The sequence below is a fragment of the Paenibacillus ottowii genome, from assembly GCF_006874425.1.
GTDB lineage: Bacteria > Bacillota > Bacilli > Paenibacillales > Paenibacillaceae > Paenibacillus > Paenibacillus ottowii.
The window spans coordinates 363257-390094 of sequence record NZ_VIJZ01000003.1; the positions used below are offsets into that span (position 1 = coordinate 363257).

A 26838-nucleotide genomic window follows, 5' to 3' on the forward strand; every position below is an offset into this window, starting at 1 on the left:
ATCCTCCTCTCCTATCGGCGGTTAGCTACCTTGTTCCATTCCCGGTCGAGCTTGGTCAGATAGGCGTCGATGTCTCCGTTTTGCAGGAAGGCCTGCACAATAGAATTCAATTGGACCGCTTTGGGAATATAGTGATCGGCGAAATCAATGACACGGCCTGACTTAAAATACGGCAGCAGCTCTGCCACACTCGGGTCATCCTGCGTGACCCCCTTCACTGCTGAAAACAACGTTTGCTCCGTAATGTATTGCTTGCTGTTCTCTGGCTTCAATAGGAAGGCAATAAACTCTTCAGCCTCCTTTTTATGCGGGGTGCTTTCTGAAACGGCTAAAAGCGTGTCTATACCAGACACCAGCTTGACCGCCTTTGCGTCATTCCCCGTGGGTAACGGGAAAAATCCGAGATCCACTTTCGGGTTGGCTTTGCGAATTTCAGATATAGCCCACGAGCCCTGAATGTACATCAGTGCCTGCCCGTTAGCGAAAGCACGGTTACCGTCAGCATAGTTTTTGCCAAAATTATCACTATGTCCGTATTTCAGCAGCTCCAGCTGCTTTTCCGCAACCTCGTGGTACTTATCCTGAAAAGTGACCTGATTCTCACGCCGTTGCAGAAAAAAATCAATACCCACCAAGTTCGGACCCAGGGCATTAAGAGGGAGATTCGTTTGCCAATCATCTTTATATGTAAAATAAAACGGGATTTTGCCGGCAGCCTTGATCTTTTGCGCCATTGCGATCAATTCATCCCACGTTTTGGGCACCTGTAATCCCATTTCCTTAAAAAGTGTTTTGTTATACATCACACCGTTCGCATTCGCAGCATAAGGAATTCCATACACAGGATCGACTCCGGTCACATCCTTAAGCATTTTGAGATAAATCGGGTCTACTGTACGTGGTAATTCCGTATTCGCTAGATCCGCAAAAATACCGCTCTGCGCCAAAATGGAGTAAGTATCGGTCGCCCCAAGCCCCACAATGTCAGGTACATCGTTTTTGACCACCCGGGTCAATAACACCGTCTCAGCCTCTGGCGGATTAACCTGTGTCACTTCAATACCAGGATGCTCCCGATTGAATTGTGCAATCAGCTTGTCAAATGAACCCTTGGCTTCCGGCTTATTTTGAAAAAACTCAATTTGCACTTTGCCTGAATCGTCACTTTTATTGCATGCGCTTACAATAATTGCTAGCACCAGGATTGCCGCTACTGTAGATAGCCTTTTGATCCCATTCCACATGCTTATACCTCCTTTTCTACTATGTCAATCTATGCGGGACTAGACAATTAATACCCGTCCCTTGCAGAAAAGAAACGATACACCGTATTTCAACCCTCAACGTCCGTATAAAAAAAAGATCCAGCTAACCTCCGAATGGTTGCTTGGATCTTTTCTATTTGTATAGTACCAACTATAAAATTTATATTAAAAAACTCGTTTTTGCCACCGTACACAACTAATAATAATGCACACGACCAACATTCCCCCTGTACACATCCAAAATTCAAATGAGTTGTCAATCCTTAGAGCAAGCAATATTTCGCGAAACGGGTCCATTAACATAATAAGCGGTCTAGACAATTTAAAGAGGTATACAGATAAAACCAGAATTGATAGATAAGCAAACAGGGGTCGAGATACAAATAAGCATACAGCGCTGCTCAACATGAGCTTCACCAAGCACACCATAAGCAGTATAAGATAAAATGTGAGTATGTAGGTTATGGCATCAGACAAGGTAGAAGGTGTTGATGCACCATATTTCAAGAAAGTAGCGCTATGCGGGAAAAGAAACCATCCTGCAAGCACACTTATAAACAAACCTGTCCCAACGAAAATGACTGTTGTGATCGATAGTGCGAGCATCTTGGCAAGCCAGAACCATAAACGACGATACGGACGCAACATGTAAAGCCTATACGCCCCTGAATAAAGATCACCACTCAACTGATCCACATATAGGATAGGTAACATCGCCAAAGTTAGAAATAAAGCAACCTCACTCATCATTAGCCATGGCAGGTTTAAATTATTGACGAGCATGCTTCCTTCGCCAAAACGGAAGATCTTTGTTCCCGTCATTTTATAGCTCCATATAATCGCTACAATTATTAAAATATAGGCTACGTACAACGAACAAGTGGACTTCCGCTTCCAAATTCGTTCCATTTCACTGTGCCAGATTCCCAGCATCAAGCAATCCCCCTAACACAAATAATCATTGGCTACAAAGCGGCGATATGCACCCCATGTAAACAAAACAAGATATACACTTACAACGGTAATGATGGCCCCATTCACAGATAAACTTCCGATTAAAGAATTATTCAATCCCGTATGCTGCAGATATGGAATAATCATAAATGCGACCACATCATATAGGTATGGAATATGAGAAACAAAGGATGCCAATTTTAGATACAGCGGATCAAATAACAGAGAAGCCAAATTGTATACCATGCAAATACCGATAGCATATGTAACACTCTTGCTATACATAGCAAAAAAGCAATACAAGGAACTTATAGCTAATAGAGAAGCAAGCGCCCAACCGTAGTATTCAAGTATTTGCAGTCGCTGTAATATGGATAGACTCGCGTCACTTAAATGATATGAATATCTCCATATCTCAGCGATTACTTGTGATGAAATCGCAAATACAAGGAGAAGAAACAAGATAGAACTATTCAGAACTAGCAGCTTACTCCAAAAAATCTGACCGCGAGTAAACCGACGCATAAATAATAGCCGCAGCCGTCCACTTTGAAATTCCTCAGTAAACACAGCAGCAGCTAAAGCAGCCACAGCACTGTTGCAAAATAAATATAAATTCTCCTGCAGACTGGTGAGTATAAAATTCTGGTGTAGCACCTCTATTGGGACATTCCGAGTACGCAAATAATATAATCCTGTCGAGTAGGCTAGCACAGGTGTACATAAAACCATAAGCCAGAACCACTTCCGCTTCCACAATCGTTCAAATTCACTTTGTATCAATCGCTTCATAGTCCCATTAACCCCATAAAGGCTTCCTCCAGACGTTGGCCTTCCTTTAACAGATGATCAGCAGGTCCCTGCCAAACTAGCCTGCCCTCTTTAATCACGATAAGTTCATCGCACATCTGTTGCAATTCGTCCAGCAGATGACTGGAGATGAAAAAGGCATAATTCGCAGAATCACGCAAAGCAAGCACAATATCTCGCAATTCTCTCATCCCCATGGGATCAAGACCATTAGACGGTTCATCCAGCAACAAAAGCTCAGGAGAACCCAGCATGGACTGTGCAATACCTAGTCTTTGCTTCATCCCAAGCGAATAGGTTTTTACCTTGTCGTCGCCCCGCGTTTCTAATCTCACCTTTGTAAGCAATTCCTCGATATGTGCCTCCCGATCTGAGGATGCAATTTCAGGGTGCAATCGTGACAAATTACGCAGAACCTGCCTGCCTGTCATATAATCAAAAAAGACTGGCGATTCAATAATGGCCCCCACCTTGGACAGTGCCTTTTCCCGATCCGTGCGTACATCATATGAAGCTATCTGTACAGAGCCGCTGGTCGGCTGCATTAATCCAGTCATAATACGCATCATCGTTGTTTTGCCCGCTCCATTGGGTCCGATGAATCCATAAATCTTCCCTTTCTGAAGCTTGAATGAAATGTCATTCAGTAAATGTCTTTTCCCCATTTTTTTTGTTACCTGATTGACCTCCAGTAAGAAGTCCGACATATCGTTTCCTCCATCCCATGATTGATAGGTATGATTACGAATAAGTATAAAGTCTATTTAATAATGATTAATATCGCTTGCATAAAGTAGAAAATATCACAAGTTGCGAAATGTAAACAAATTACTTTCTATGTAAAATAAAAATATAACCATTTATTAATATCAATTTATTTAAATATATGGTTATTATATTTTCACGCGCTCATTGATCTTTACCATATAAAAATAGCCCATCAGTAGGCGCGCTACCTCAGGGCTATCGGACTAATAAAACATATATCTTTCCTTTGTCAAGCTGAAAGGAAGAATCGTGATGTTCATCACAATGCTTCAATATTAGAAAAACATTTTACACCTGCTGTTTCAGAACAAAAATTGATGGCTGTTCTGCACATAGCGGTGCATTGCCATGCCAAACTTGTTACTTGAGGTTCTACTGAACCTTTAGACTTGTTAATTTGTACATCCAAATCAAAAATATTGTTTTCCATTTTTCCCAAACTCCTCTCAATATTCATCTTTAATAATAAATTCAATGATTTTGTGTAATCTAAGAAGCTAATTATATGAAAGATATATCTCAAAAGATCGTCACCTATCGAAACATCCTCATATGCCATTTTCTTTATATGGTTAGCACTTTATTAGGCATTATGCTGAAAAAAAATCCTGCAAATAACTAACCAGAACTTCTTGTATCGAGTATAAAGAAATATATGCTAATACATAATTATATATAGCTTAAATTATGTATATTCAAAACCTATTTGGTGACTAACTTATTGTGAATTCAAGGTTGGAAGATATACTTCAATATTCAAGATGCATAAAAGGTATTATCAACGAATATCAAGCTTAATTAGCAAGAGCAACATGCAGACTCCAGTGCTTCGAATCCAATAAAAGCGATGATGAGTCCTTTTGGTATGCCTTCGGACGTATCAACAAATAGTCGAACAATTTCCCGAACTTACAGAATTCGATTACGTATCCGCATAAAAACAAACGGCGATCCCAACCGCTGTCGAAAAATAATTCCCTAGATCAAATTAAGTTTTAGAACCACACCATGACCAGATCGTTATTGCAAGAAATCTTCATATATGACAATGCGAAAAATCTTATGTGTGATCTTAGTTGACATTATAAAAATTTATGTAACAGGAATTATTCACTTCTTACAAATAAAACAATATCACATGTTGCAAAATGTAAATATTTTACCTTATATGTAAACATAAATAATAAAAAATTATTATAATGCATTAATTTAAATATATGGTTGTTATATTTTCACGCTTTCATTAATCTTTACCATAAAAAAATAGCCCCTCAGCAGACGCGCTACCTCAGGGCTATCCTTACAAAATATACGTTTGCCTATCTTCAGCAACCAGCCTACCACTTACTCTAGTTCAATCCACTCGCCGAGCAACGTGTCCAGCTCCGCTTGCAGCTGCTCGCGCGCATCCCACAGCTCCGTCATGCGTGCTGTGTCGCTGCTCGTGCCGAGCAGGTCCAACTCGGCATCTGTCGCCGCCAATGCAGCTTCCTTGGCGGCAATCGCCCGCTCCAAGCGCTCGCTGGAGACAGCGGCCGAGCGGGATGGCTTCGCGGCTTTCGCACCGCGTGCCTCGTCCCCGGCATCGGACGCCCCCAAGCGACCACCCGACCCGGAGCGAGCACGGCTCGCACCGGCTTCAGTGGTCACTCCTGGTCGCGCAGCCGTCCCTGCGCCATTGCTGGCTGCATCGGCAGACGCAGCCAGACCCGAGCCCGAGCCGCCGCCAGATGCGGCTTTACCTGCAGATGCCGAGCGTACGCCGGCATCCCCTTCTCGCTGCAAGCGAGCGTTTTCCAGCTCACGCTTCTTCGCGCGGTATTCATCGAAGCCGCCCAGATAGGAGGCTAGCTTTCCAGCCTCCAGCTCCCAAACGCGCCCAGCCAGCTTGTTCACAAAGTAGCGGTCATGGGATATCGCCAGCACCGTTCCCGTGTAGGTGTCCAGCGTTTCCTCCAAGGCCTCGCGAGAGTCGATGTCCAGATGGTTCGTCGGCTCATCCAGCACCAGCAAATTCGGCTTTTTCATGACCAGCAGCGCCAGCCTTAGGCGGGACCACTCTCCACCGGACAGCATGCTCACAGGCTTAAATACATCCGCGCCGTAAAATAAATACTTCGCCAGCTGTCCGCGCGCCTCGCCTTCTTCCAGTCCTGCTTCCTCCTTAAAATAAGCAAGCACCGTCGCCCGGCTATCCCGTTCTCTCTCTTGTTGCGCCAAATATCCGTACTCGACGCGCGCGCCCCATTGGACCGTGCCTGTATCTGCGCTTTCCTGACCAAGCAACAGCTTGAGCAGCGTCGTTTTACCTGCGCCGTTATCGCCTAACAAAGCTACCTTTTCACCGAATTCTAGGCTACCCGTAGCCCCGTTTAATATCTGACGTTCTCCATAGGCTTTGGCGATTTCTTCAAACTGAAGCACCCGGCGACCGGAACGATCCTCCAGTTTTAAGTTAAACTCCGCTCCCTGCGGGTCCAGTACAGGCCGCTTCACCAGTTCCATGCGCTCCAGCGCCTTGCGGATTGAGGCTGCCTTTTTGAAGAACTTTTCGTTGTCGCCATTGCGCCCCCACTCTTCCAAACGCCGAATGGCCTCCTTCATCTTTTTGATCCGCTTTTGCTGTTCCTTATAATCCTCAAATTGCAGCAGCAGACGTTCTTCCTTTTCCTTAACGTAGCCGCTGTAATTCGTATAGTACGTAAAGGCCTCGCCATCCTCCAGTTCGATCATCTTGCCAGCAACTCGATCCAGAAAATAGCGGTCATGGGATACAACCACACAGGCCCCGGTGTAGCTCTGCAAAAATTGCTCTAGCCATTCCAGCCCTTTCAAATCCAGATGGTTGGTTGGCTCATCCAGTAGCAGCAAATCCGGCCGTCCAATGAGCTGTGATGCCAGCGCTATTTTAGTTTTCTCTCCGCCCGAGAGTGAACCGAATTTGCGCGTATACATAGCTTTCGGAATACGCAGCCCATCCGCTACCTGATCTATATTGGCATCCATTTCATAGCCGCCGTTACGCTCAAACCGCTCCTGGAGGGAAGCGTACGTTTGCAGCAGCTTTTCCAACATCGCCGGGTTCGCTGCCACAATCGGATCTGACATTTCCCGTTCGAGCGTGCTCATCTGATTACGGCAATCCTTCAGCTCACGATAGGCGTAAGCCAGTGTTTCGTATACGGTGAAGTTTTCAAACTCCGCCGGGATTTGCGGCAAGTAGCCGATTTTCGTATCTTTGGCAATGACAAGCTGCCCTTCATCCGGGCGGGACAAACGTGCAATCAGGCGTAAAAGGGTGGTTTTACCGCTTCCGTTGCGACCAATGAGCCCCACCTTTTCTCCCTTATGGATATCAAACGTTACACCATCTATAATCAGATTGGCAGCGTGGTATTTTTTCAATTGTTGACCGTTTACAATATACATGTTCAGGCTCTCCTTTATTTAGGAAGACCCTTACCCAGGTAACACAAAAAGAGCCGCAGGAGCAAGCCCGCGACTCTTCGGAAGATACAGCAATCCGTTCGAGCTAAGGTAGGCGTCTTCTCGCGATGTTTACAACCGTATGATTAAAATTGGACAGACTTCTCCCGTTGTATGGAAAAGCATGAACAATGCCAGCCATAGCAATCGGCAGCTGGCTAATACGGTTGTTCAGCATCTCGTGATTCACCTACCTCACCCCCTTCTTCATAATTGGAAGTAGTATAACATGTTTTTTTGAATAGTAAAAGGGAGAAATATCCTACTAGGCTATGAGACGGAGTGGTGTCCTCTGACTGTCTGCGATGTCCCCGCTCTCGTAATCGAAAATACGCCGCAGACAAAAGCAACAATCACAAATGCCCCGCCCACCCAGGCGTTCGTGGCCACAGAAGTACTATTCTCAATCACTACCCCTCCCAAGGCAGAGCCGAGGGCGATCCCGACCTGGAGTGCGGAGAAATTAAAGCTTTGCTGAATACTGCCTGATTCGGGTGCATTTTCAATAAGATAACTTTGCATTGGGGGCGACAAGGCCCAGCTCAGGATTCCCCAGACGATCAGAAGCGGTACAAACACATACATCGAGTGAATCGAGAACGGCAGCAGGAACATCACAGCGATAAACACACCTACGACAATGAGAATGCTTTTCGCTGTGCCGAATCGATCGGCCAAAGAGCCGCCAATAAAGCCGCCGCTCACTGCCGCCAAGCCAAAGACAAAATAGGCTACACTCACCCACGAAGCGTTCAAGCCCATCAGGTTTTCCAAAAACGGAGTGAAGTACGCATACAACGTGTAGTGCCCCGCCAGTGTCAGCGTAGTGACCAGATGGGCACTAATCACTTTAACATTTTTCAAAGACTTCAATTGCTCACGCATAGGCACAACATGCTCTGTCGGAATCCGTTCCATAAACATGTTCATAATAATCATAGAAACTACGGTCAACAAGGCAATGATCAGAAAAAGCACCCGCCAGCCAAACGCATTTCCAATCAGCACCCCGGCTGGAATGCCGAGCACGATGGAGGAACTTACCCCCATGGAGATCACACCAAGAACGCGGGCTTGATAAGCTTTGGACACCACTTTGACTGCAATGGTTAGTGACAATGTTACAATCAATGACCCACTTGCAGCAGTAACAATACGGGATACAAACAACACAGCATAATTCGGACTCCAAAAAGCCAGCAGACTTCCTATAATAAAGATGAACATCGACCATAAGTACAGTCGTTTTCGTTCAATTTTGGCAGTCAACGCTAACAAAGTCGGCCCGGCAATAGCATACACGAGCGCATAGATCATGATAAGCTGCCCTGCTGTACTTACAGAGACGTTCAAATCCTGTGCAATCTGGGGCAGCACGCCACCGATAATTAACTCCACCAGACCTACCGTAAAGGTCGCAATGGTTAAAATAACTACTTTGAAGTTCATTACATTAGCTCCTTTGCTGTCATGTAAATCCCTCGTATTACGCAAAAAAATCCTGACCACAAGAAATGTACAAGACGTACACTTTTTGTAATCAGGATTTATCGGTTCCTGGTAGAGACCCTCAAACCATATTATTGAGGTTATACAAATGGGGCATTCATTTATTACGCTTCACGAAGGTTATAGCTATTACTATAAAGGAGCCTTTAGCTAAGTTCAACCCCTACAGCCGCAAAAATTCGCTCATGGCACGATCCGACAAATAGGGTAAATACTCATGACCATATTCGTGATACACAAGCAATTCCTTGTCCGATACGATTTTATTGTACACTGCAAACTGTGTGGAAGGTGGGCAAACCACATCCGATAGCCCTGTCACGAATAGCACCCGCCCCCGAATACGGTCTGCTAAATGTTGAATGTCGATGTAGCCTAAGCGGTGAAACACTTCGCTCTCACGTACATGATTGGGATCAAACCAGCGAAAATAATAAACCAGTTCCTCATAGGCCGATGTCGTGGCATCCAGTGCCCAGGCTCTTTTATAATCCGACAGGAACGGATATACCGGCACAGCCACCCGAACACGCGGCTCCAATGCAGCGCAGGCAACCGTCAAAGCTCCGCCTTGGGAGCAGCCAAATGCACCGATCCGTTCAGGGTCCACCTGCTCCATAGACATTAAAATGCGCACTGTCTGTACCGTATCCAAAAATACATTGCGGTAATATAGTCGATCCGGGTCCGGGTCGTCAATCCCGCGGATAATATGACCACGAACCGTCGTTCCCTGAACCTGCAAATTGTCCTCAGACAATCCGCCTTGCCCTCGGCAATCCATAGCCAGCACAGTGAATCCGTGTGCCGCATAGCTTACCTTGTCGAACCAGTCGCCACTATCGCAGGAATACCCATGGAACATCGCCAAGGCTGGACCTTGTTCAGTAAGATGCTTGGGACATGCCAACTTCCCATGGACCCTCGCCCCGCCCACTCCAGTAAAATACAGATGGTAACACTCCACCAGCGGAGAGACAAAATCGGCAGGCTCCAGTGTATATTCCAGTGGCTGTCGTTCCAGCTCCTGTAGCGCCCGTTCCCAGTACATATCAAAATCCTGCGGCTTTGGATTACTTCCCATGTACGATTGTAGCTGCTGTAAAGACATATCCTCCGGCATGTAAATTTCCTCCTACATCCGGCCGGACTCACGGTCATCTGCGACTACTTCATCTGTTGCGATGACATACTTCATAATGTCAGCTACCGTCGTGTATGCGATACCTACATACGTATCAGCGGCTCCATAATAAATTGCAATTCTTCCGGTGTCTGCATCATGCAGCGTAGCACACGGGAACACCACATTCGGCACAAAACCTCGCTCTTCGTACCATTCCTCCGGAGTCAACACGAAGTTGGAGGAACGATATTTAACTTTGGACGGATCATCCAAATCAAGAACGGCTACGCCCATGCTGTATACCAGCCCATTGCATGTGCCTGTCACCCCGTGGTAGAACATCAGCCAGCCTTCGGTCGTCTCAATCGGTGCAGGTCCGCCGCCAATCTTCACCGATTGCCACCAGCCCTGACCGCCCTTGCTCATTACATGACGGTGCTTGCCCCAATACACCAAGTCAGGACTTTCGCTCAGGAAAATATCCCCGAACGGCGTATGACCACTGTCACTCGGACGGGATAGCAACATAAAGTTTCCATTTAGCTTGCGAGGTAACAGCACTCCGTTGCGATTAAACGGCAAGAACGGATTTTCCAATCGTACAAAGCTTTTGAAATCCTTCGTTTGTGCGATCCCCAGCGCTGCACCATAAAAATCTGTACACCAGATGATATAATACGTGTCTTCTACTCGAACCAGACGCGGATCGTAAGCATAATTAGGCTGATAATCATTCCCTTCCTCATCAACCAAATGCAAACGTTCCGTTTCAATATCCCAAGACAACCCGTCGTCACTCCAACCCAAGTGTAAATGTGGGCGTCCATTAATCGTCTCAGCTCGGAACACTCCTACAAACCGTCCCTCATACGGTGCTACTGCACTGTTGAAAATACGGGCAATCCCAGGCACAGGATTCCGACCAATGACTGGGTTTTCAGTATGTCTCCATACCGGAGCCTCGCTGCCTTCCGGCTTATCCTGCCACGGCATTTTCGACAGGCTGTCTCCTACAATTCGTACATTACCTACATTCAAATCCACATTCAATTTATTCATATTTGACTCTCCTCTCACCTAGACACTTCATTTTATTTTTTCTATTTCACTGAGCCCTGTGCAAATCCGTTATAGATATATTTTTGTAGTGATAAAAATGCAACCAGCGTCGGAATAATGGCAATAATGATGCCCGCGCTAATGACCTCCCATTGCGATCCATAGGGCCCTTTAAACTTAAACAGTGCCGTCGATATCACCTGAAGGCTTGTTTTGGGCATATACAGGAACGGGGTATAGAAGTCATTGTAGATATTAACGCCCTTGATAATAATTACTGTCACAATGGCAGGCTTCAGCAACGGCAAAATAATGCGCCAGTAGATGGTCAAATAGGAAGCCCCATCTAGCATGGCCGACTCATCCAGCGCCACCGCGATAGATTCCAGAAACTGAAGAAAAATATACACGGCAATAATATCAGTTCCCAAATACAGTAAAATAGCTGCCCAAGGCGTGTTAAACAGTTCCAGCTTGTTAATGATCTGGAAGGTCGATACCTGTGTCGTCACCCCCGGAATGAGCGTAGCGAGCAAGAACGCACCCAACATAAGACTCTTACCTTTAAATTTAAAACGATTCAAAATATACGCGATCATGGAGCCAGTCAGCGTAGCCCCGATGATGGAGATCAGCAATATAAAGGCCGTGTTCACAAATCCGGTTAGCATATTGCCATCCACAAAGGCTTTGGCATAGTTCGCCCAGTTCAACCAGTTGACCGGGGGAGTCAGAGGACTGGTTGCCGCATATTCAGCCTTCGTCTTCAAAGATGCAAACAAAATCACAACAATCGGCAGCAGAGCAATGAACGCACCTAGTAATAGCGCGGCGTATTTGATGCTGTTGGCCAGTATTCTTTTCAGCTTATACATGATTAGTCCTCCTCTCCCCGAATCAGCAAGCGCTGAAGCAGCGTAACAGCAACGACGATCAACAGCAAAACAACTGCCATTGCCGAGGCCAAACCAACCTTGCTGTACTTAAATGCCACATCAATCGTCTGAATGACGAACGTTTTGCTGCCATTGGAGCCGCCGGTCATAATGTAAGGAATATCGAATGCACTGATCGCGCCGCTAATCGCCAAAATCAGGTTTAGCTGCAAAATCCGCTTGATGGTCGGCAAAATAATAGAGCAGAACTGATGCCAGCGGTTGGCTCCGTCGATATCAGCTGCTTCATACAGATCACTGGATATGGAGGAAATCGCACCTAGAAACACAATAAAGTTAAAGCCCATGTATCTCCAGATCGACGTACCTGCCAGCGAAATATTAATAATCTCCGGGTTGCCCAGCCACAGCTTGACATACGATCCCAAGCCCACTGCCTGAAGTAGTGTGTCAAGGGTGCCGTCTGGCTTAAAAAAGAATAGAAAAATAAAACCAATCGCCACCCCATTCATCAGGGAAGGGAAGAACAAAATGCCTTTAAAGAAATTTTTAAACCAGGTTTGAAAGCTGAGAATGGTTGCAAAATAAAGAGCCAGACCCATCTGTACAAACGTGGCTACAAAGTAATACAGACTGACCTTAAACACCGAGAAATACTCGGGGTCGGTAAAAATTTTAATATAGTTTTCAAAGCCCACATATTCCAGACGCTTACTATAGCCGTTCCAGTCCGAAAAGCTGTATTTAAACATATTGATCACCGGCAAGTATGCAAAAGTGACCAGCAGCGCCAGCGGAATAAACGAAAAGGCAACAATAATCGCTAATCTTTGTTTGGAGTAACTGAGATTCGAAAATTTAAACATGCTGCACCTCCTGGCTATCCGTCATCGACTGTCATATCAATCTTTTCTTATGATCAGTTCGGATGGCTATTTCGCTTCCTTGGCTGCCACCTCAGCACGCGCCTTCACCCATGCATCGTTCAGATCCTTCATAATGTTGTCGTACGATTCCGGGCGGTTACCCACCGCTGCCTCAATAATGCGTTTCTTGAAATCAGGCTGCCACAAGCCGATTTCTCCTGTTTTATCGATTTTATCGACAATTCCTTCCTGCCCCTTCGGAGACGGAGTGAGAGGCTCAAAAACAACTCCCTCTTTCTCATACTGCTTCAAAATGGCAGGCATTTCGGCACCTTTCAGTGGACTAATGCTGCCTGCCTGCTCTACGGCGTAGTTGGATTTTTCGGTAAACCAATCCACCCAGGCACGGGCCGCCTCTTTATTTTCACTGTTTACGTTAATACCGAGGTTAAAATCACCTGCCAATGGTACAAGTACCTTGGAAGCATTCGTCGGGAAAGGCATAAAACCGATATCATCCTTGTTAGGAGCTACGTTTTTAATCTGATCAATCGCCCAAGAGCCGAGGACCATCGTACCGATTTTGCCTTGAGCGAGATCCGCCTTGGAGGTCTCCCAATCCGTAGTCGTTGGATCTTTTTCAATCAGGCCATTTTTCGCTGCATCGTATAGAACCTTGTACAGCTCATAGTGAGGCTGGCCCTTCGTGAAATTATCATCTGTAGTCGGTTGTGTGACATTCACGTATTCCTTCGTACCTGCCACTGTGGCCAGACTGGACTCCCACTGAGTCAGTGCCCAGCCAGAGGCATAGTTCGTAAACAGCGGTACTGCCTTGGTTTTGTCTTTAATTTGCTGTAACGCTTTCAGGAATTGATCTGGTGTTTTCGGAATTTCTGTGATTCCTGCTTCCTTGAACACTTTTTTGTTATAAATCACGCCAGAGTAAACCATCGCAATTGGGATACCGTAGCTGTTACCATTCACTGTACGTTCTTCAATGCCGGTATACTTGTTTTTCATTTCGTCATAAGTACCTAGTGGCTCGAAAAAGTTAGGCAACTCTTCGATTGGTATGCTGCCAGGAATCAGCAACACATCTCCGTAATCCCGGGTTCCCATCCGAATTTTAATTTGTCCATCATAATCGGCCAATGCCTGAAAATTGACCTTCACGTTCGGATAAAGTTTGTTAAATTCCTTGGCATAATCCTGAAATACGGTATCCACAATATCTGTCCGCTGTGTGATCACCGTAATTTCCCCTTCCGGACCCTTCGGATCAGAACCGGCAGCTGGCGTTTCCTTCTTTGAGCTACAGCCAGTAAACAGCCCCGCTACCAATAGCACGGATAGCAATGACATCAAAACCTTGGACAACTTCATGAGACGACCCCTCCTGTTGTTTTTGAATAAGGTTATCGTTAAACTAACAAAATCATTCTATTATGTTAGCGCTTACTGTGTCAATTACAATATTTTTTCGTAAAAAAACATCTGTATATTATGTTAAAACACAAATTTAGTATGGTTGACAGTTTATAAATACATAGATAATATACCTTTTGTAAGGTTAACGATAAACTAATAATTTCATTTTCCGAAGGAGGCTTTGTCTCTTGGAAACACTAGTGCACGAAATTAGACAGGAATGGCAGGAGCACATACTCCCATTCTGGCTAGGCCTGAAAGATGAAGAACATGGCGGATATTATGGCGAGGTAGACGTGGATCTGCACACCCATAAACAAGCGGACAAAGGTGGCATCGCCACTGCGCGGCTGCTCTGGTCTTTCTCAGCAGCAGCCCGTGTAACAGGGGAACGTGCCTATGCAGATGCGGCACGACATGCTTTCACTTTCCTGCGAGATCACCTGCTTGACCCATTACATGGGGGAATATACTGGATGGTGAACTACAATGGGCAACCTGTGGATACGTGTAAGCATGTTTACGCGCAGGCATTTGCCATCTATGCGCTGGCAGAATATGCACGAGCTACGGATGACCCGAATGCATTGCCACTGGCAATGGAACTATTTCACCTTGTGGAGCAAAAGGGGTATGATCCTGCTCTACAAGCATACGGTGAGCAATATGATCGATCTTGGAACGCACAGCCCAATGAACTGCTTAGTGAAAATGGAGTCACCGCGCATATTACTATGAATACGCATATCCATGTTTTGGAAGCGTATACCCAATTGCTGCGCGCTCAGCCAAACGACGAGGTCCAGGCTGCACTGAGGAACGTGCTGGATATTTTATACCAGCGTGTTTACGATGCTTTCGCTCGGCGGTTGGGAGTATTTTTCGATCGCGAATGGCGCTCACTGCTTGATCTGACCTCATATGGTCACGACATCGAAGCCAGCTGGCTGATGGAGGACGCTATGAATGTGCTGAATTATCATCCATCCAAGTATGTGAATATGGTGCTGGATATTGCCAGCGCTGTAGCTGAGCAGGCTATTCAGCCAGACGGATCGCTTATCAACGAGCGTGAGGGAGAGCGGGTAGATACTTCACGTATTTGGTGGGTACAGGCCGAGGCAATGGTTGGCTTTTATAATGCGTTTCAACGGACACAAGATGAAAAATATTTGCAGATTGTACGAAATCTATGGACTTATACCCGACAATATATCATCGATCCACGCGCCGGAGGCGAATGGTTCTGGTCAGTTCAAGCCGATGGTAAGCCTGATGCGAGAGAGATTGCAGGCCCTTGGAAGTGCCCATATCATAACAGCCGATTTTGCATTGAAATGCTGGAAAGGATGGAAAAACAATGATTCATAGCAAATACGACGAGCTGCTAGCGCAGCAAGAAGAACTGCTTACACGCCCCAATGAGGTTAAAACCTCCTTTTACAATGGTATCTACGAACGCTACCTCTATCCGGTGCTCACACGTCATCATGTTCCCATTCACTGGCGGTTTGATCTGGATGCCCAAGCCAACCCCTTTTTTATGGAGCGACTGGGTGTAAATGCAGCATTGAACCCTGGAGCGATCTATCATGAAGGAAAATACATTCTTGTTTCGCGCACCGAGGGGCTGGACCGAAAGTCGTTTTTTGCCTTGGCAGAGAGCGATAACGGTATTGATCAGTTTCGGTTCATTGACGCTCCCTTAGTGTGGGATGATATCGACCCGGAAGAAACCAACATGTACGATATGCGGCTGGTGAAGCATGAGGACGGCTGGATTTACGGGATTTATTGTTCGGAAAGAAAGGACCCTGACGCGCCACTCCATGATACCTCAAGTGCTGTCGCTCAGGCCGGACTGGTCCGCACTCGTGATCTTCGCACATGGACTCGGCTTCCCAACATCACTACCCAGTCTCCGCAGCAACGCAACGTGGTCCTGCACCCTGAATTTGTGAACGGTCAATATGCCTTCTATACTCGTCCCCAAGATGGGTTTATTTCCACTGGCTCAGGCGGAGGAATCGCGTTTGGTCTCTGCAAGGATATTACACAGCCCGTCATTGAGCATGAGACAGTCATTGATGAGCGTTGCTATCATACGGTATACGAAGTCAAGAACGGGCAGGGCCCTGCCCCGATCAAAACGAGTCGCGGCTGGATTCATATCGCTCACGGGGTACGCAATACAGCTGCCGGGCTGCGATATGTGCTGTATACCTTTGCCACCAGTCTGGAGGACCCTACGCGCGTCATCGCCAAGCCCGGCGGGCATTTTCTGGCTCCTTATGATGAGGAACGCGTGGGTGATGTTTCGAATGTTATTTTTTGCAATGGAGCCGTCGTTAATGAACGAGATGAAGTCTTCATATACTACGCATCCAGTGATACCCGTATCCACGTAGCGACAACCACCATCGCCCGACTGGAAGACTACACCTTCAATACACCGTCCGATCCATTGCGTTCTCTCGGCAGCGCCGCTGTCCGCCGTGAGTTGATCCATCGCAATGAAGCGTTATTGCAAGCACGTACCCGTCCTTCCCAGCAGATCTAAGCCCGTAAGCTTTATCATGATTACGGAACCATGTATACTATCCATAGAACAACTGTTACCCGCAGGCTAATTGTTGTTCTATGGGCAGCTATGCTGCCAATCCTTGTATCTATACAAAGCAGCTGCACGGCTAAGCTCATTGAATTTTCTACAAGCGGATAAGCTATTCATATTCACCTCAGCATTTTGCAACCAATTATTTGGATGTGGGCAAAGTGCTTATCTTTTTAAAATTGGAAGGCGGAACAGGAATGAAGAGCAACGTAACGATGCGGGATATTGCAGATAAGCTGGGAATAAGCAGCGTGACCGTGTCGAAGGCGCTCAATGACAAGGATGGGGTTAGCGAGGAGTTAAAGGAACGCATTAAGACACTCGCAGGCGAAATGGGATATCGTTTCAATACCGTTGCCAAGTCCATGAAGGAGGGGCTCACCTATAACATTGGTGTGGTCATCCCTGAACGTTTTACCGGTCCTGGCCAATCGTTTTACCTGCACATTTATCAGCAAATTTCACGGGCACTGGAGCCATACGGCTACTACGGTATCCTTCACATCCTCCATCGCGAGGACGAAGAACAGCTTAATCTGCCACGTATCTATTACGATCGTAAGGTGGACGGCTTTATTCTTCTGGGACAAGTGAGCAAGCCATATATTGAACTGGTACAAACCATGGACCAGCCTAAAATGTTTCTCGATTTTTATGATGAGCATGCCGATATCGACTCGGTGGTGACAGATAATTTTTACGGAGCCTACGAACTGACTAACTATTTGATCGCACAGGGGCACCGGGATATTGCTTATGTGGGGAATATCTATTCCACCAGCAGTATTCAGGATCGTTTCCTCGGCTACTATAAATCCTTGCTGGAGCACAGGCTGCCCCTCCGTAACGAGTGGGTACTCAGTGACCGGGACGACGAAGGATCTTATGTTGAAATGGAGCTTCCTCAGCCTCTACCGACTGCCTTTGTATGCAACTGCGATCAGGTCGCTCACAATCTGGTGCACAAGCTGATGGGTCTGGGATACCGCGTACCTGAGGACTGCTCCGTGGTCGGCTTCGATAACGATGTATACGCCACTCTTATTGTTCCGCAACTGACCACCGTCGGCGTAGACATTGAGCAAATGGCACGTACAGCGGTGGACTCAATGATGAAAAAAATAAGCCATCCCGGCAGTCGTTTTGGCAGAGTCCTTGTACAGGGTCATATTGTATATCGTGATTCTGTGCAGTCCCTTGAGAGGTCATGATCCGTGAATATTCCACAATCAAAAACCGCTCTGCATATCGCTGGAGCGGCTTTTGACGTTTATAAAATTTGCAGCGTGATCATCGGGTTTGCCCTTCAATTAAGAGCGCTGAGCGACAAAGGAATTACCCGCCCGATTGAGAATCGGCAGCATCCGCATTTCCTGCCCCATCGAAGCTTGGCACAGTGGACAAGCCGGCTCGCTCAAAAAGGTGAAATCCGTTCTCATCCATCCGTTGCAACCCTCGTTGGTACACGACCAAATAGCCGTATTTTCCTCTGGAATGACTTCCGGGGCCTGGCGTCTATACATGTATATCCCCCCTCGGTTGTTATAGGGGAACATCCCCTGTCGGCATACTGTTAATTCCCTCCTGTGCGGGTATTAATATGCTCCAACCTGCGAAAAATATGCGTATTTTACCAAAATTCTTATTTGCGGATAGCCTTGGTCCAGAAGCCGCCGTGAAATTGCTTCGGCTCCACCGTAATGACAAAAGCCTTGGGGTCCAACTCCAGAATGGATTGATACAGCTTGTTCTGGTTTTTCCGCTTGGCCAAAATTTCCATCACCAGTCGTTCTCCATCACGTCCACTGCCCAGCCAGGCTGTAACGCCGTAGCCTTTGTCCCGCAGTGCATTGGCTATTCCTCCATTAGTCTCATTGCTGATCACCTTTACGGTGACATAACCAAGCGCTATTTTTTCCTCAATCCATGCCCCAATAAGAATACCCAATGCGTAGCCTATAGCGTATACCGCCAAACTTGCCACATGATCCAGATACTTAAGCACGACATTCAAGCCCAATACATAGACCGTAACTTCCACGGTGCTAATAAGCGCAGCAATGTACTTCTGTCCTTTCAGCGTCAAAATCATGCGCAGTGTATACGCCGATACATAGATGAGTTGAATCACGAGAATAAACAATAAAATCTTGAGCATATGCTCACTCCCCATTTCACGATCTAATTAACCCCATATCCAACATTATACCCCTGCCTGCGATCTACAGCCTAACGTTTCGTATTACCCTCGCTCGGGTAATGACTAACTACAGCATGCTGAATGAGAGTTTGATTATATAGAGGAGGGCTAGACCATGAAGGATAACGGAATCAGCGATAAAATCAAAGGTAACGTCAATAAAGCTAAAGGCGAAATCAAGGATCAAATCGGGAACGCTACGGATAATAAGTCCCTGCAAGTCGAAGGTAAATTGGATAAAGCCAAAGGTCATCTTCAGGAAACAGCAGGCAAGCTGAAGGACCATAAATAATTCAACTTTTGAGACTTTAACGGACTTTCCTACGAACAAGTTTCGCTGTCTTGTGCAGCGGACTTGTTTTATTTTGTTCGGATACTTTTGGAAAAATATTTACGCAAACAGGGCAACTTTTGCAGTCGCTTTTGCGTCTAACTAGTATAGGCATAACCAATAACAACTCTTCCAACCTGTTGGATTTTGCATGTATTAATGTTACTCTAGTCTATGTATCACGCTATAATTCTTAAATAAAGGGGTAGACCGACGAATGAAATCATTGAAGTCCATGAAGAAACCAGTCATCATCACTGCCGTATCGGCCTTGGCCATCTCCGGGGCTCTGTTCAGCCAATCTACATATGCTGCACAAGTAACTAAGCCGATCCAAGCAGTATATAACAATATTAAAATTATCTACAACGGAACCGAGGTTCCTGCTGATGCTAAAACAGAACCATTTCTGCTGGATGGCGTGACGTATATCCCGTTGAAGCTGGCAGGTACAGCGCTGGATAAAAAAGTAACATGGGATGGCACCAACAAACGCGTGGTCATTGCTGACAACGGTGTTCCTATTGATCAATCTACAGTTACAGCATTGAATAACCAAATTTCAACCCTGACGCAGGAACTGAACACAGCGAAAGCAGCGAACACAACGAAAGATGCTACCATTGCTCAATTGCAAAAAGACAACCAGACGCTGAAAGATGAAGCGAGCAAAAATAGTTCAAGCACCTTGAAAGATCTACAAAAGCAACTGAACAAGGATTACAGTGATTCCTACAACACGAACTCGGATATCACACTGGATGGTAACAAAAGCGATATTGACGTGACCATCGAAATGACCAAGTCCAGATGGGATGACCTGTCCGACAGCAGAAAGGAAAGCTACCTGGAGGACATCGTTAAGGACATTTTGAAAGAGTACAAAGATGCCGATATTGACGGCACAGTGAAGAACTCCAGTAATAGAGATAAATTGGCGACCTTTTCAACCAACAGCAGAGGCGATGTAACGATTAAGAAAGTGGCTTCTTCTCTGGATACTAGTAGTATCCAACGTTCTTTGACTGACAAATACGGTAACTATGCAGGTGTTGGCTTTGACTTCACCGTAAGAGGCGACAGCAGTGAAGCTAACGTAGATGTATATGTAAAAACTGATGCTTGGAACAACACACTTACTAATACGCAAAGAAACTCCCTAATAGAGAACGTCCTTTATGAGCTTAAGAATAGAAACTCGGTATCTCGAGTAGTGGGTAAAATTAAGTCCAGCGAAAACAGCAACACGATAACTTCGTTCTGAAATCATACTTTTCAAAAAAAGCGACAGAGGCCTTACGGCCTTTGTCGCTTTTTTTGATGTACAACCATTATGAATTCAATTATTGAATCAGCCTGCCTACGGAAGTGATATACTTTATATAATCATTATCAGCATCAATTGTATCGATATTCATTGTATAAACCAAATGACCAGGGCTGGTTATTTTGACTTTGTGAAATGAACCAGGTTTAGAATAAGGGTCTACAGTATAGGTCTCTTTGCTATACACAATCATAGGATTGAAGTCAACTTTCTTGAAGACGGGCGATAATCCATTCTTATACGTAGCATAAATATTTAATACGCCCTGCTTTTGATCCCAGTCAAAGGAAGTAAGACCAAATGCATTCGCATCAATGACTTTGGCCAAGTCTTGTCCCTCGAACCTCATAAGAACTGGGCTTTCCGTAAAACTGTCATGCCTTATCTTCAATAAGCCCCGCTTGGAATCCCACTCCATCTTCGTATCTGTATCTTTCAACAAAATGGATACTGGCAAAAACATCACGTTGCTTTTCATGATGGGGACTGTGTCCATTGTCATCAGCTCACCGTTAACCGATATTTCAGGTGAATCGATTATAGTCGTTACATTACGCCCCAAAATATCAACAGAAGCGGTTTTGCTCGCTGCATTGTAAGTTACTTTACCACCCATTAGCTGCTTGAAGCGGTATAAGCAATCTCCCCTTCGTATCCACAAAAGGTGAGGCAGGATAGGTGTATAAAACGTAATGGTCATTGACCTTCAAGTGTATGGGGGTCTGAGCTTGAGCTGATGTTGAATTCGAGTGTACAGTAGCAATACTAAATAAAACCATAAGGCATACGAACAACCTGATTTTCATAATATCCTCCTTTGTTCATAAACAGCTCAAAGATACAACTGTTTTGTTTATAACTAACGTACCTCCAACAAGACATATAGTCAACCAAAATTTATAATCCCTACCTAATTATAGAATATTACACCTTCCATACAATCATTTAATTCATAAATACATTAATGATATTTATAAATATAAAATTATTTAATGCTGAAAGCAGAATATATCACTGTATTCCAATTAGAAAGGGGAAAATGTATATGATGAGAAGTTTTGTTAAGCGTAGAGTCAGGTCGAGCATTGCACTAGCATTCACTTTATTATTAGCAATCGCAAGGCGTACCATCAGGCACAATGGATGCCGCGGCAGCGGTGCCGAAACAGAACAATAAGCAGGATGTGCCCACCTTCTCTAATGTATCGGTTCATGATCCTTCGATTGTCAAAGACTGTGACACTTATTATGTATTTGGGTCGCATATCACCGCAGCAAAGTCCAAAGATCTCACACATTGGTCCTCTTATACAAACGGTTACAAGACGCCTGGGAATACTCTTTACAGAGATTTATCATTTAAGATTATCTATGAATGCGTAAACATCGCTAGTGTCAAAGAATGAGAAAAGAGAGCGCTAAACAGCGCTCTCTTTCAATAATTCATATAAAATGTAATGAATATTAATAGGCCAAAGCAAAAAGTCCTTTGATGTGGGACAAGTAACGGATGTTACTGCCTTCTTTCATCAAAGTAGCTACAGCGCCTTTCAGTTGGGTGCCATTCGCGCCTACAGTACCGATCGCGTCTGTTCTTCCCAAGCTGCCCAGTGTACCGGAGAATACTGGTGTGAATTGTTCCATTTTCGCTCCATTAAAGTAAGCAAAAAGGTTGTAACCCACGGTTTCGCCCATTTGCCAAGCCAACTGTGCAGTTGGAGGGTATGGACGCTCGCCTTCACTTGGGAACACTACTGCGCTGTCGCCAGCGAGGAAGATATCTTCGTGAGAAGTCGATTGCAATGCGCCATTCACCGTTGCGCGACCGCGGTTTACTTCGATACCGGATGCGCCAACCAGTGCGTTACCTTGTACGCCGCCCGTCCAGATCAGTGTGTTCGTTTTGATTGAACGTCCGTCTTTCAGGAGAACTTCGTCAGCTTTCATTTCTGTAATCGGAACACCCGCTACGATTTGAACGCCACGTTTCTCAAGGCTTGTTACTGCACGATCAACCAGTGGTTGAGGGAAGCCTGCCAAAATAGATGGTCCAGCTTCTACGCAATACAAGCTGATATCTTCGTAGTTGATGCCCTTTTCACGGCACACTGCAGGCAGTTTGTCGGCATATTCGCCCACCAGCTCAACGCCTGTCAGACCGCCGCCACCGATAACGATGGTAGCATCCGCTTTGTTACCGGATTGCTTGTAAGCATCCAGACGAGCTTCCACATGTGCACGGATGCGATTGGCTTCTGCCACTGATTTCAGTGTGAAGCTATGCTCTTGCAGCCCCGGAATACCGAAATATGCCGTTTCACTGCCCAGGGAAATAACGAGAGCGTCATAGCTCAATGTAGCACCACTGGCCAGGGTTACTTTCTTATCGTCCGGTTTGATTTCGGAAACCGTATCCACTTTCAGGATAATATCCTTGTTACGCAGCAGTTTTTCCAAAGGAAGCGCCACAGCTTTTTCGGCAATCGTACCTGCAGCCAAACGGTGCAGTTCCGTAATAATTTGGTGCGACGCAAAGCGGTTTACCACTGTAATGGTTGCTTGGCTAGCGTCCATATGCTGGCGTGCTGTAAGAGCGGCCAGCAAGCCGCCGTATCCGCCGCCCAAGATCAAAATTTGCTTCGACATGTCCATCCTCCGTTCTCGATCAGGTAATTATTTGCTTTCGCGTTGGCGCTCATTCAGAATATCCAGGAAAGCCTGGCTGAAACGCAGCGTTTTTTGTACATTAGGATCTTTAAGCATTTTGAGCAGGCCAAACAGACCTACACTGCCATCCGTAGTTTGTACACGGTCATTTGCTTCAATTGCAGCAGAAGCCAATCCTTTAGCTGAATCTGTAACAGGCTTCACAAACTCACCCATGGAGTTTTTCATATCTCCGATAAAGACAGGGTCAGTTGCCAGACTGCGTGCTACATCATAAGCATCGGTCATAAAAGTAACCATTTCAGTCAACTTTGGCAGATTCTCTACCAGTACGGTCAGCGATTGCTGAACCTCCGGTTTCATCAATTGGTCCAATACATCCCGAGACTCTTTGGTAGCTTCTTGTGTTACGGCCACCTCTTGTTGGTTTTCAGACATGCGTGAACGTCCTCCTTTACTGTGAAAATAGAAGTCCATTCCTTTCTCGTAACCTGTATCATAAACTCTAGCAATAAAACGTTAATGAATTCGCCCTTAAACATGCAAGAAGCACAGCTTAAACTGGCCTATACCCTAAAGGGCAAGACTGGTGATCGCAGATGCCAATTGTATATTGCCTGGACGTTATTCTGTTGTTGTTACTGCTGCGGAATATCTCACGAAGCGCTCCCTCGTGACTACAACAGGACGAAACGGAACCCTATACCTCTATATTACACCTTTCACAACCCAATCGTCGAAGAAATTTTAAATTTGCACAAATTTCTGCAATTTTTTTATTGTTATTTTAGATAAAAATTAGAATAAGCACGATTTTTGTCTAAGTTTACCTTAATAAAGAGGGTATTTTGTACTAGAAATGGATAATAGAGAGAGTGAGTTTGGTCGATTTCCTAAGAATCGGTCTTGGTGTGCAAGGTGTCCTCAGAAGCCTCGGGGTTCTCGGGAGCAGCGGGAGGCTCGAAATCATTAGAATTCGGTAGCGGTACGCCAGACTCGATGAATTCCTCTACATCACGGGCAGCTTTAACTTGATTGCACTCGTTGCAGGCACATACACAATTTACCGGCGTGGTATGCCCACCTTTAGCCCGAGGAAGTAAATGATCAATTGTGTCGCCATAGCCTCCGCAAAAAAAGCAGGTATAGCGGTCACGTTTAAGCACATATTGGCGGAATTCCTTGTTGCTATAAAGCCTGCGGACCGTGTACGGATTTACAATCACCGCCATGCGTTCTCTGACCAAAGTCATCGCCAGATCAAGCTCGATCTCCTGATACCAGCGTCTCCCTTGGTCCGTTTTGCCCCTTAGCCGAATCAGGCCGTTGCGATTAAGTCGCAATGCATGGGTATCCGCAGGCTTCAGTCTGCTAAGCAAGTGACGGACTCGCTGCCGATGGCGCTCGCGTGCTTTGTCCGTGATGGGCTTTCTGCGAGGCCGCTCAGACTCCATAGAAGCCAGCCCGGACGCCTCCAAAGGATGCGCAGATGTATCTGCTTCAAGGCTACGCCGTCCCGCGGGAGCAACCGGGGGCTTCGTGCCCTCTTGGGAAGGAGCGGACGTAACCGCTCGTTCTTGCGGGGCTAACCCCCGGCAGGAACGGCAAGGACCACGCCGGGAATAAGGACCCGCCCGGCGACCGGTTCTACGCTGAAAATCCGTTAATGGCTTTATCTCCTGACAATACGTACATTTTTTCATCAGCGGTTCTTTTGCTTCATCCTTATTCTGCTGTGGATTTTTCACGTCTATCTCTCCTTCCCTCTCTTGTTCAAGTTTCATGGTTTGCCTGAAATCCGATCTATTGCTAAGTTACACTTATTTTAACGTTTTCACGTTTTCTTTTCTAGGTATTGAGTCGGTCTGGTCACTCCAGGTATAACAAATTTTAATGATTTAGCATACGTTATACAACGATCCATGTCCTGCATCCACATCATATTAGCCATCAGACGTTTAGCCCCCCTCACTTGGTGGGTAACTTGTTATATATGAAGGAGGGACGCATATGAAAAGGAACCATACGATGATGCAATTTTTCGAGTGGAATGTCGAAGCTGACGGTTCTCACTGGAAAAAGCTCGCTCGCCTGGCACCGGAACTGAAGGCCAAAGGAATTGACGCGATATGGATTCCACCTGTCACCAAAGGCCAATCGCCCGAGGATACGGGTTACGGCGTCTATGACCTTTATGATCTGGGCGAATTTGACCAAAAAGGTGCAGTACGCACCAAATACGGCACCAAGGAAGACCTGCTGGAAGCTGTAGCGGCCTGTGTTCGCCACGGTGTTGCCGTCTACGTCGATCTGGTCATGAACCATAAGGCTGGTGCGGATGAGACCGAGGTATTCAAGGTTGTCGAGGTCAACCCGGATAACCGCAACGAGGTCATTTCTGAGCCCTTTGATATCGAAGGCTGGACTAAATTTACATTTCCCGGCCGACAAGGTCAGTATTCCACATTTCAATGGAATTTCGAACATTTTAACGGAACGGATTACGATGCAAGTCAGGACCGGACAGGAATCTATCGCATTTTAGGCAAAAATAAAAACTGGAGCGATCATGTAGATGATGAATTCGGCAATTATGATTATTTAATGTTCGCCAATATTGACTATAATCATCAGGATGTGCGCAAGGAAATGATTCGCTGGGGCAAATGGCTGGTGGACACCCTGCAATGCAATGGATTCCGTCTGGATGCCATCAAGCATATCAATCATGAATTTGTACGGGAGTTTGCCACAGAAATGATTAAAAAGCGTGGGCAGGATTTCTATATGGTAGGCGAGTTTTGGAAACCGGATCTGGAGTCGTGTCAAAAGTTTCTGGATACCATTGATTATAAAATTGACCTGTTCGACGTATCCCTCCACTACAAACTACATAGCGCTTCCTTGGGTGGTAAGGATTTCGATTTAAGCACCATTTTCGAGGATACGCTGGTTCATACCCATCCCCTGAACTCGGTTACTTTTGTCGATAATCATGATTCCCAGCCGCACGAAGCGCTCGAATCTTGGGTGGAGGACTGGTTCAAGCCCAGTGCCTATGCACTCATCCTACTGCGCAAAGATGGTTATCCTTGCGTATTCTACGGGGATTACTACGGTATCCGGGGACAAACGCCTGTGAAAGGCAAGCAGGCTGAGCTAGACCCACTCCTATATGCGCGGTACCACAAAGCCTATGGTGAGCAAAAAGATTATTTTGATGATCCCCATACGATTGGATGGGTTCGTCAGGGTGTCCCTGAACTGCACGGCTCCGGATGTGCCGTGGTGATTACCAACGCAGGTGACGGGGAAAAGCGAATGTTTGTGGGTAAAAAACGTGCCGGGGAGAAATGGATCGATTTGACCGGACATCACGATCATACCGTACAAATCGAACAGGATGGCTACGGCATATTTCCCGTTCGTGCCGGCAGTGTATCGGTATGGGCACTTCCTACTGAGGAAGACAGCCTGGATGCAGAGGATACTGCTGCGAACACTTAATGTGTATCAACAACAAAGAGGA

25 protein-coding genes, 1 pseudogene and 1 riboswitch are annotated in these 26838 nt (G+C 45.9%); of the genes and pseudogenes, 7 read left to right on the forward strand and 19 right to left on the reverse strand.

Features of this window, described 5'->3' with window-relative positions; genetic code table 11:
* Positions 1-11: 11 nt before the first annotated feature.
* The 13 genes from FKV70_RS08635 to FKV70_RS08690 form a co-directional block, all read right to left on the reverse strand.
* A complete protein-coding gene (locus FKV70_RS08635) occupies positions 12-1244 on the reverse strand; it encodes an ABC transporter substrate-binding protein (RefSeq protein ID WP_142612558.1) in 1233 nt (410 codons plus the stop codon).
* Positions 1245-1430: 186 nt separating this feature from the next.
* Positions 1431-2198, reverse strand: coding sequence for an ABC transporter permease (locus FKV70_RS08640; protein ID WP_142612559.1), 768 nt, complete (start codon positions 2196-2198; stop codon positions 1431-1433).
* Between the two features lie 12 nt (positions 2199-2210).
* Positions 2211-3011: an ABC transporter permease gene (locus tag FKV70_RS08645; protein WP_142612560.1), complete on the reverse strand. Its 801-nt coding sequence runs from the start codon at positions 3009-3011 to the stop codon at positions 2211-2213.
* Positions 3008-3736: an ABC transporter ATP-binding protein gene (locus FKV70_RS08650; RefSeq protein ID WP_142612561.1), complete on the reverse strand. Its 729-nt coding sequence runs from the start codon at positions 3734-3736 to the stop codon at positions 3008-3010. The genes FKV70_RS08645 and FKV70_RS08650 overlap by 4 nt, the downstream gene beginning before the upstream one ends.
* A gap of 320 nt (positions 3737-4056) precedes the next feature.
* Positions 4057-4227, reverse strand: coding sequence for an FDLD family class I lanthipeptide (locus FKV70_RS08655; protein WP_142612562.1), 171 nt, complete (start codon positions 4225-4227; stop codon positions 4057-4059).
* A gap of 914 nt (positions 4228-5141) precedes the next feature.
* On the reverse strand, positions 5142-7226 hold the full coding sequence (gene abc-f, locus FKV70_RS08660; protein ID WP_142612563.1) for a ribosomal protection-like ABC-F family protein: 2085 nt from the start codon (positions 7224-7226) through the stop codon (positions 5142-5144).
* 103 nt (positions 7227-7329) lie between these two features.
* Positions 7330-7473: an RAxF-45 family protein gene (locus tag FKV70_RS26085; protein WP_016822706.1), complete on the reverse strand. Its 144-nt coding sequence runs from the start codon at positions 7471-7473 to the stop codon at positions 7330-7332.
* A gap of 80 nt (positions 7474-7553) precedes the next feature.
* The gene (locus FKV70_RS08665; protein ID WP_142612564.1) at positions 7554-8732 is read right to left on the reverse strand and encodes an MFS transporter; all 1179 of its coding nucleotides are present in this window, start codon (positions 8730-8732) and stop codon (positions 7554-7556) included.
* A gap of 68 nt (positions 8733-8800) precedes the next feature.
* Positions 8801-8900, reverse strand: a riboswitch (purine riboswitch).
* A gap of 55 nt (positions 8901-8955) precedes the next feature.
* A complete protein-coding gene (locus tag FKV70_RS08670; RefSeq protein ID WP_142612565.1) occupies positions 8956-9915 on the reverse strand; it encodes an acetylxylan esterase in 960 nt (319 codons plus the stop codon).
* Between the two features lie 12 nt (positions 9916-9927).
* Positions 9928-10977 (reverse strand): glycoside hydrolase family 130 protein, encoded by a 1050-nt coding sequence (locus FKV70_RS08675; protein ID WP_142612566.1) that lies wholly within the window; start codon positions 10975-10977, stop codon positions 9928-9930.
* A 41-nt stretch (positions 10978-11018) separates the two neighbouring features.
* The gene (locus FKV70_RS08680) at positions 11019-11852 is read right to left on the reverse strand and encodes a carbohydrate ABC transporter permease (RefSeq protein WP_064797658.1); all 834 of its coding nucleotides are present in this window, start codon (positions 11850-11852) and stop codon (positions 11019-11021) included.
* Positions 11853-11854: 2 nt separating this feature from the next.
* Positions 11855-12739 (reverse strand): carbohydrate ABC transporter permease, encoded by an 885-nt coding sequence (locus tag FKV70_RS08685; protein WP_142612567.1) that lies wholly within the window; start codon positions 12737-12739, stop codon positions 11855-11857.
* Between the two features lie 66 nt (positions 12740-12805).
* The gene (locus tag FKV70_RS08690; protein ID WP_142612568.1) at positions 12806-14125 is read right to left on the reverse strand and encodes an ABC transporter substrate-binding protein; all 1320 of its coding nucleotides are present in this window, start codon (positions 14123-14125) and stop codon (positions 12806-12808) included.
* Between the two features lie 233 nt (positions 14126-14358).
* Here FKV70_RS08690 and FKV70_RS08695 point away from each other — a divergent pair, with 233 nt between their 5' ends.
* The 3 genes from FKV70_RS08695 to FKV70_RS08705 all read left to right on the forward strand — a co-directional run bounded on the left by FKV70_RS08695 (position 14359) and on the right by FKV70_RS08705 (position 17995).
* Complete coding sequence (locus tag FKV70_RS08695) at positions 14359-15534, forward strand: AGE family epimerase/isomerase (protein ID WP_142612569.1); 1176 nt, start codon at positions 14359-14361, stop codon at positions 15532-15534.
* A complete protein-coding gene (locus tag FKV70_RS08700; protein WP_142612570.1) occupies positions 15531-16730 on the forward strand; it encodes a glycoside hydrolase family 130 protein in 1200 nt (399 codons plus the stop codon). Before FKV70_RS08695 ends, FKV70_RS08700 begins: the two co-directional genes overlap by 4 nt.
* Positions 16731-16981: 251 nt before the next feature.
* On the forward strand, positions 16982-17995 hold the full coding sequence (locus FKV70_RS08705) for a substrate-binding domain-containing protein (RefSeq protein WP_064797820.1): 1014 nt from the start codon (positions 16982-16984) through the stop codon (positions 17993-17995).
* A 99-nt stretch (positions 17996-18094) separates the two neighbouring features.
* On the opposite strand, the gene FKV70_RS08710 is transcribed toward FKV70_RS08705, so the two are convergent.
* Both FKV70_RS08710 and FKV70_RS08715 read right to left on the reverse strand, forming a co-directional pair.
* The gene (locus FKV70_RS08710) at positions 18095-18307 is read right to left on the reverse strand and encodes a cold-shock protein (RefSeq protein ID WP_142612571.1); all 213 of its coding nucleotides are present in this window, start codon (positions 18305-18307) and stop codon (positions 18095-18097) included.
* Between the two features lie 119 nt (positions 18308-18426).
* Positions 18427-18942 (reverse strand): DUF2179 domain-containing protein, encoded by a 516-nt coding sequence (locus FKV70_RS08715; RefSeq protein ID WP_063207209.1) that lies wholly within the window; start codon positions 18940-18942, stop codon positions 18427-18429.
* A gap of 157 nt (positions 18943-19099) precedes the next feature.
* On the opposite strand from FKV70_RS08715, the gene FKV70_RS08720 reads away from it, so the two are divergent.
* Together FKV70_RS08720 and FKV70_RS08725 are read left to right on the forward strand one after the other, a co-directional pair.
* On the forward strand, positions 19100-19276 hold the full coding sequence (locus FKV70_RS08720) for a CsbD family protein (protein WP_064797652.1): 177 nt from the start codon (positions 19100-19102) through the stop codon (positions 19274-19276).
* Positions 19277-19532: 256 nt separating this feature from the next.
* Positions 19533-20579: a stalk domain-containing protein gene (locus FKV70_RS08725; RefSeq protein WP_142612572.1), complete on the forward strand. Its 1047-nt coding sequence runs from the start codon at positions 19533-19535 to the stop codon at positions 20577-20579.
* Between the two features lie 79 nt (positions 20580-20658).
* Here FKV70_RS08725 and FKV70_RS08730 read toward each other — a convergent pair whose 3' ends face one another.
* Entirely contained in the window at positions 20659-21342 is a 684-nt protein-coding gene (locus FKV70_RS08730; RefSeq protein ID WP_244310691.1) for a stalk domain-containing protein, read from the reverse strand.
* Between the two features lie 345 nt (positions 21343-21687).
* Between FKV70_RS08730 and FKV70_RS26885 the strand changes: the two are divergent.
* Positions 21688-22000: pseudogene (locus FKV70_RS26885) on the forward strand (LamG-like jellyroll fold domain-containing protein); the annotation flags it as partial.
* A 106-nt stretch (positions 22001-22106) separates the two neighbouring features.
* Here the strand turns inward: FKV70_RS26885 and FKV70_RS08740 are convergent.
* The 3 genes from FKV70_RS08740 to FKV70_RS08750 all read right to left on the reverse strand — a co-directional run bounded on the left by FKV70_RS08740 (position 22107) and on the right by FKV70_RS08750 (position 25057).
* Positions 22107-23288 carry an NAD(P)/FAD-dependent oxidoreductase gene (locus FKV70_RS08740; RefSeq protein WP_063207223.1) on the reverse strand — a complete coding sequence of 394 codons (1182 nt, stop codon included), beginning with the start codon at positions 23286-23288 and terminating at the stop codon, positions 22107-22109.
* Between the two features lie 27 nt (positions 23289-23315).
* The gene (locus FKV70_RS08745; RefSeq protein ID WP_013373648.1) at positions 23316-23747 is read right to left on the reverse strand and encodes a DUF1641 domain-containing protein; all 432 of its coding nucleotides are present in this window, start codon (positions 23745-23747) and stop codon (positions 23316-23318) included.
* Between the two features lie 455 nt (positions 23748-24202).
* On the reverse strand, positions 24203-25057 hold the full coding sequence (locus tag FKV70_RS08750) for an HNH endonuclease (protein WP_142612573.1): 855 nt from the start codon (positions 25055-25057) through the stop codon (positions 24203-24205).
* A 262-nt stretch (positions 25058-25319) separates the two neighbouring features.
* Here FKV70_RS08750 and FKV70_RS08755 point away from each other — a divergent pair, with 262 nt between their 5' ends.
* Positions 25320-26816: an alpha-amylase gene (locus FKV70_RS08755; protein ID WP_142612574.1), complete on the forward strand. Its 1497-nt coding sequence runs from the start codon at positions 25320-25322 to the stop codon at positions 26814-26816.
* The last annotated feature ends 22 nt before the right edge of the window (positions 26817-26838 follow it).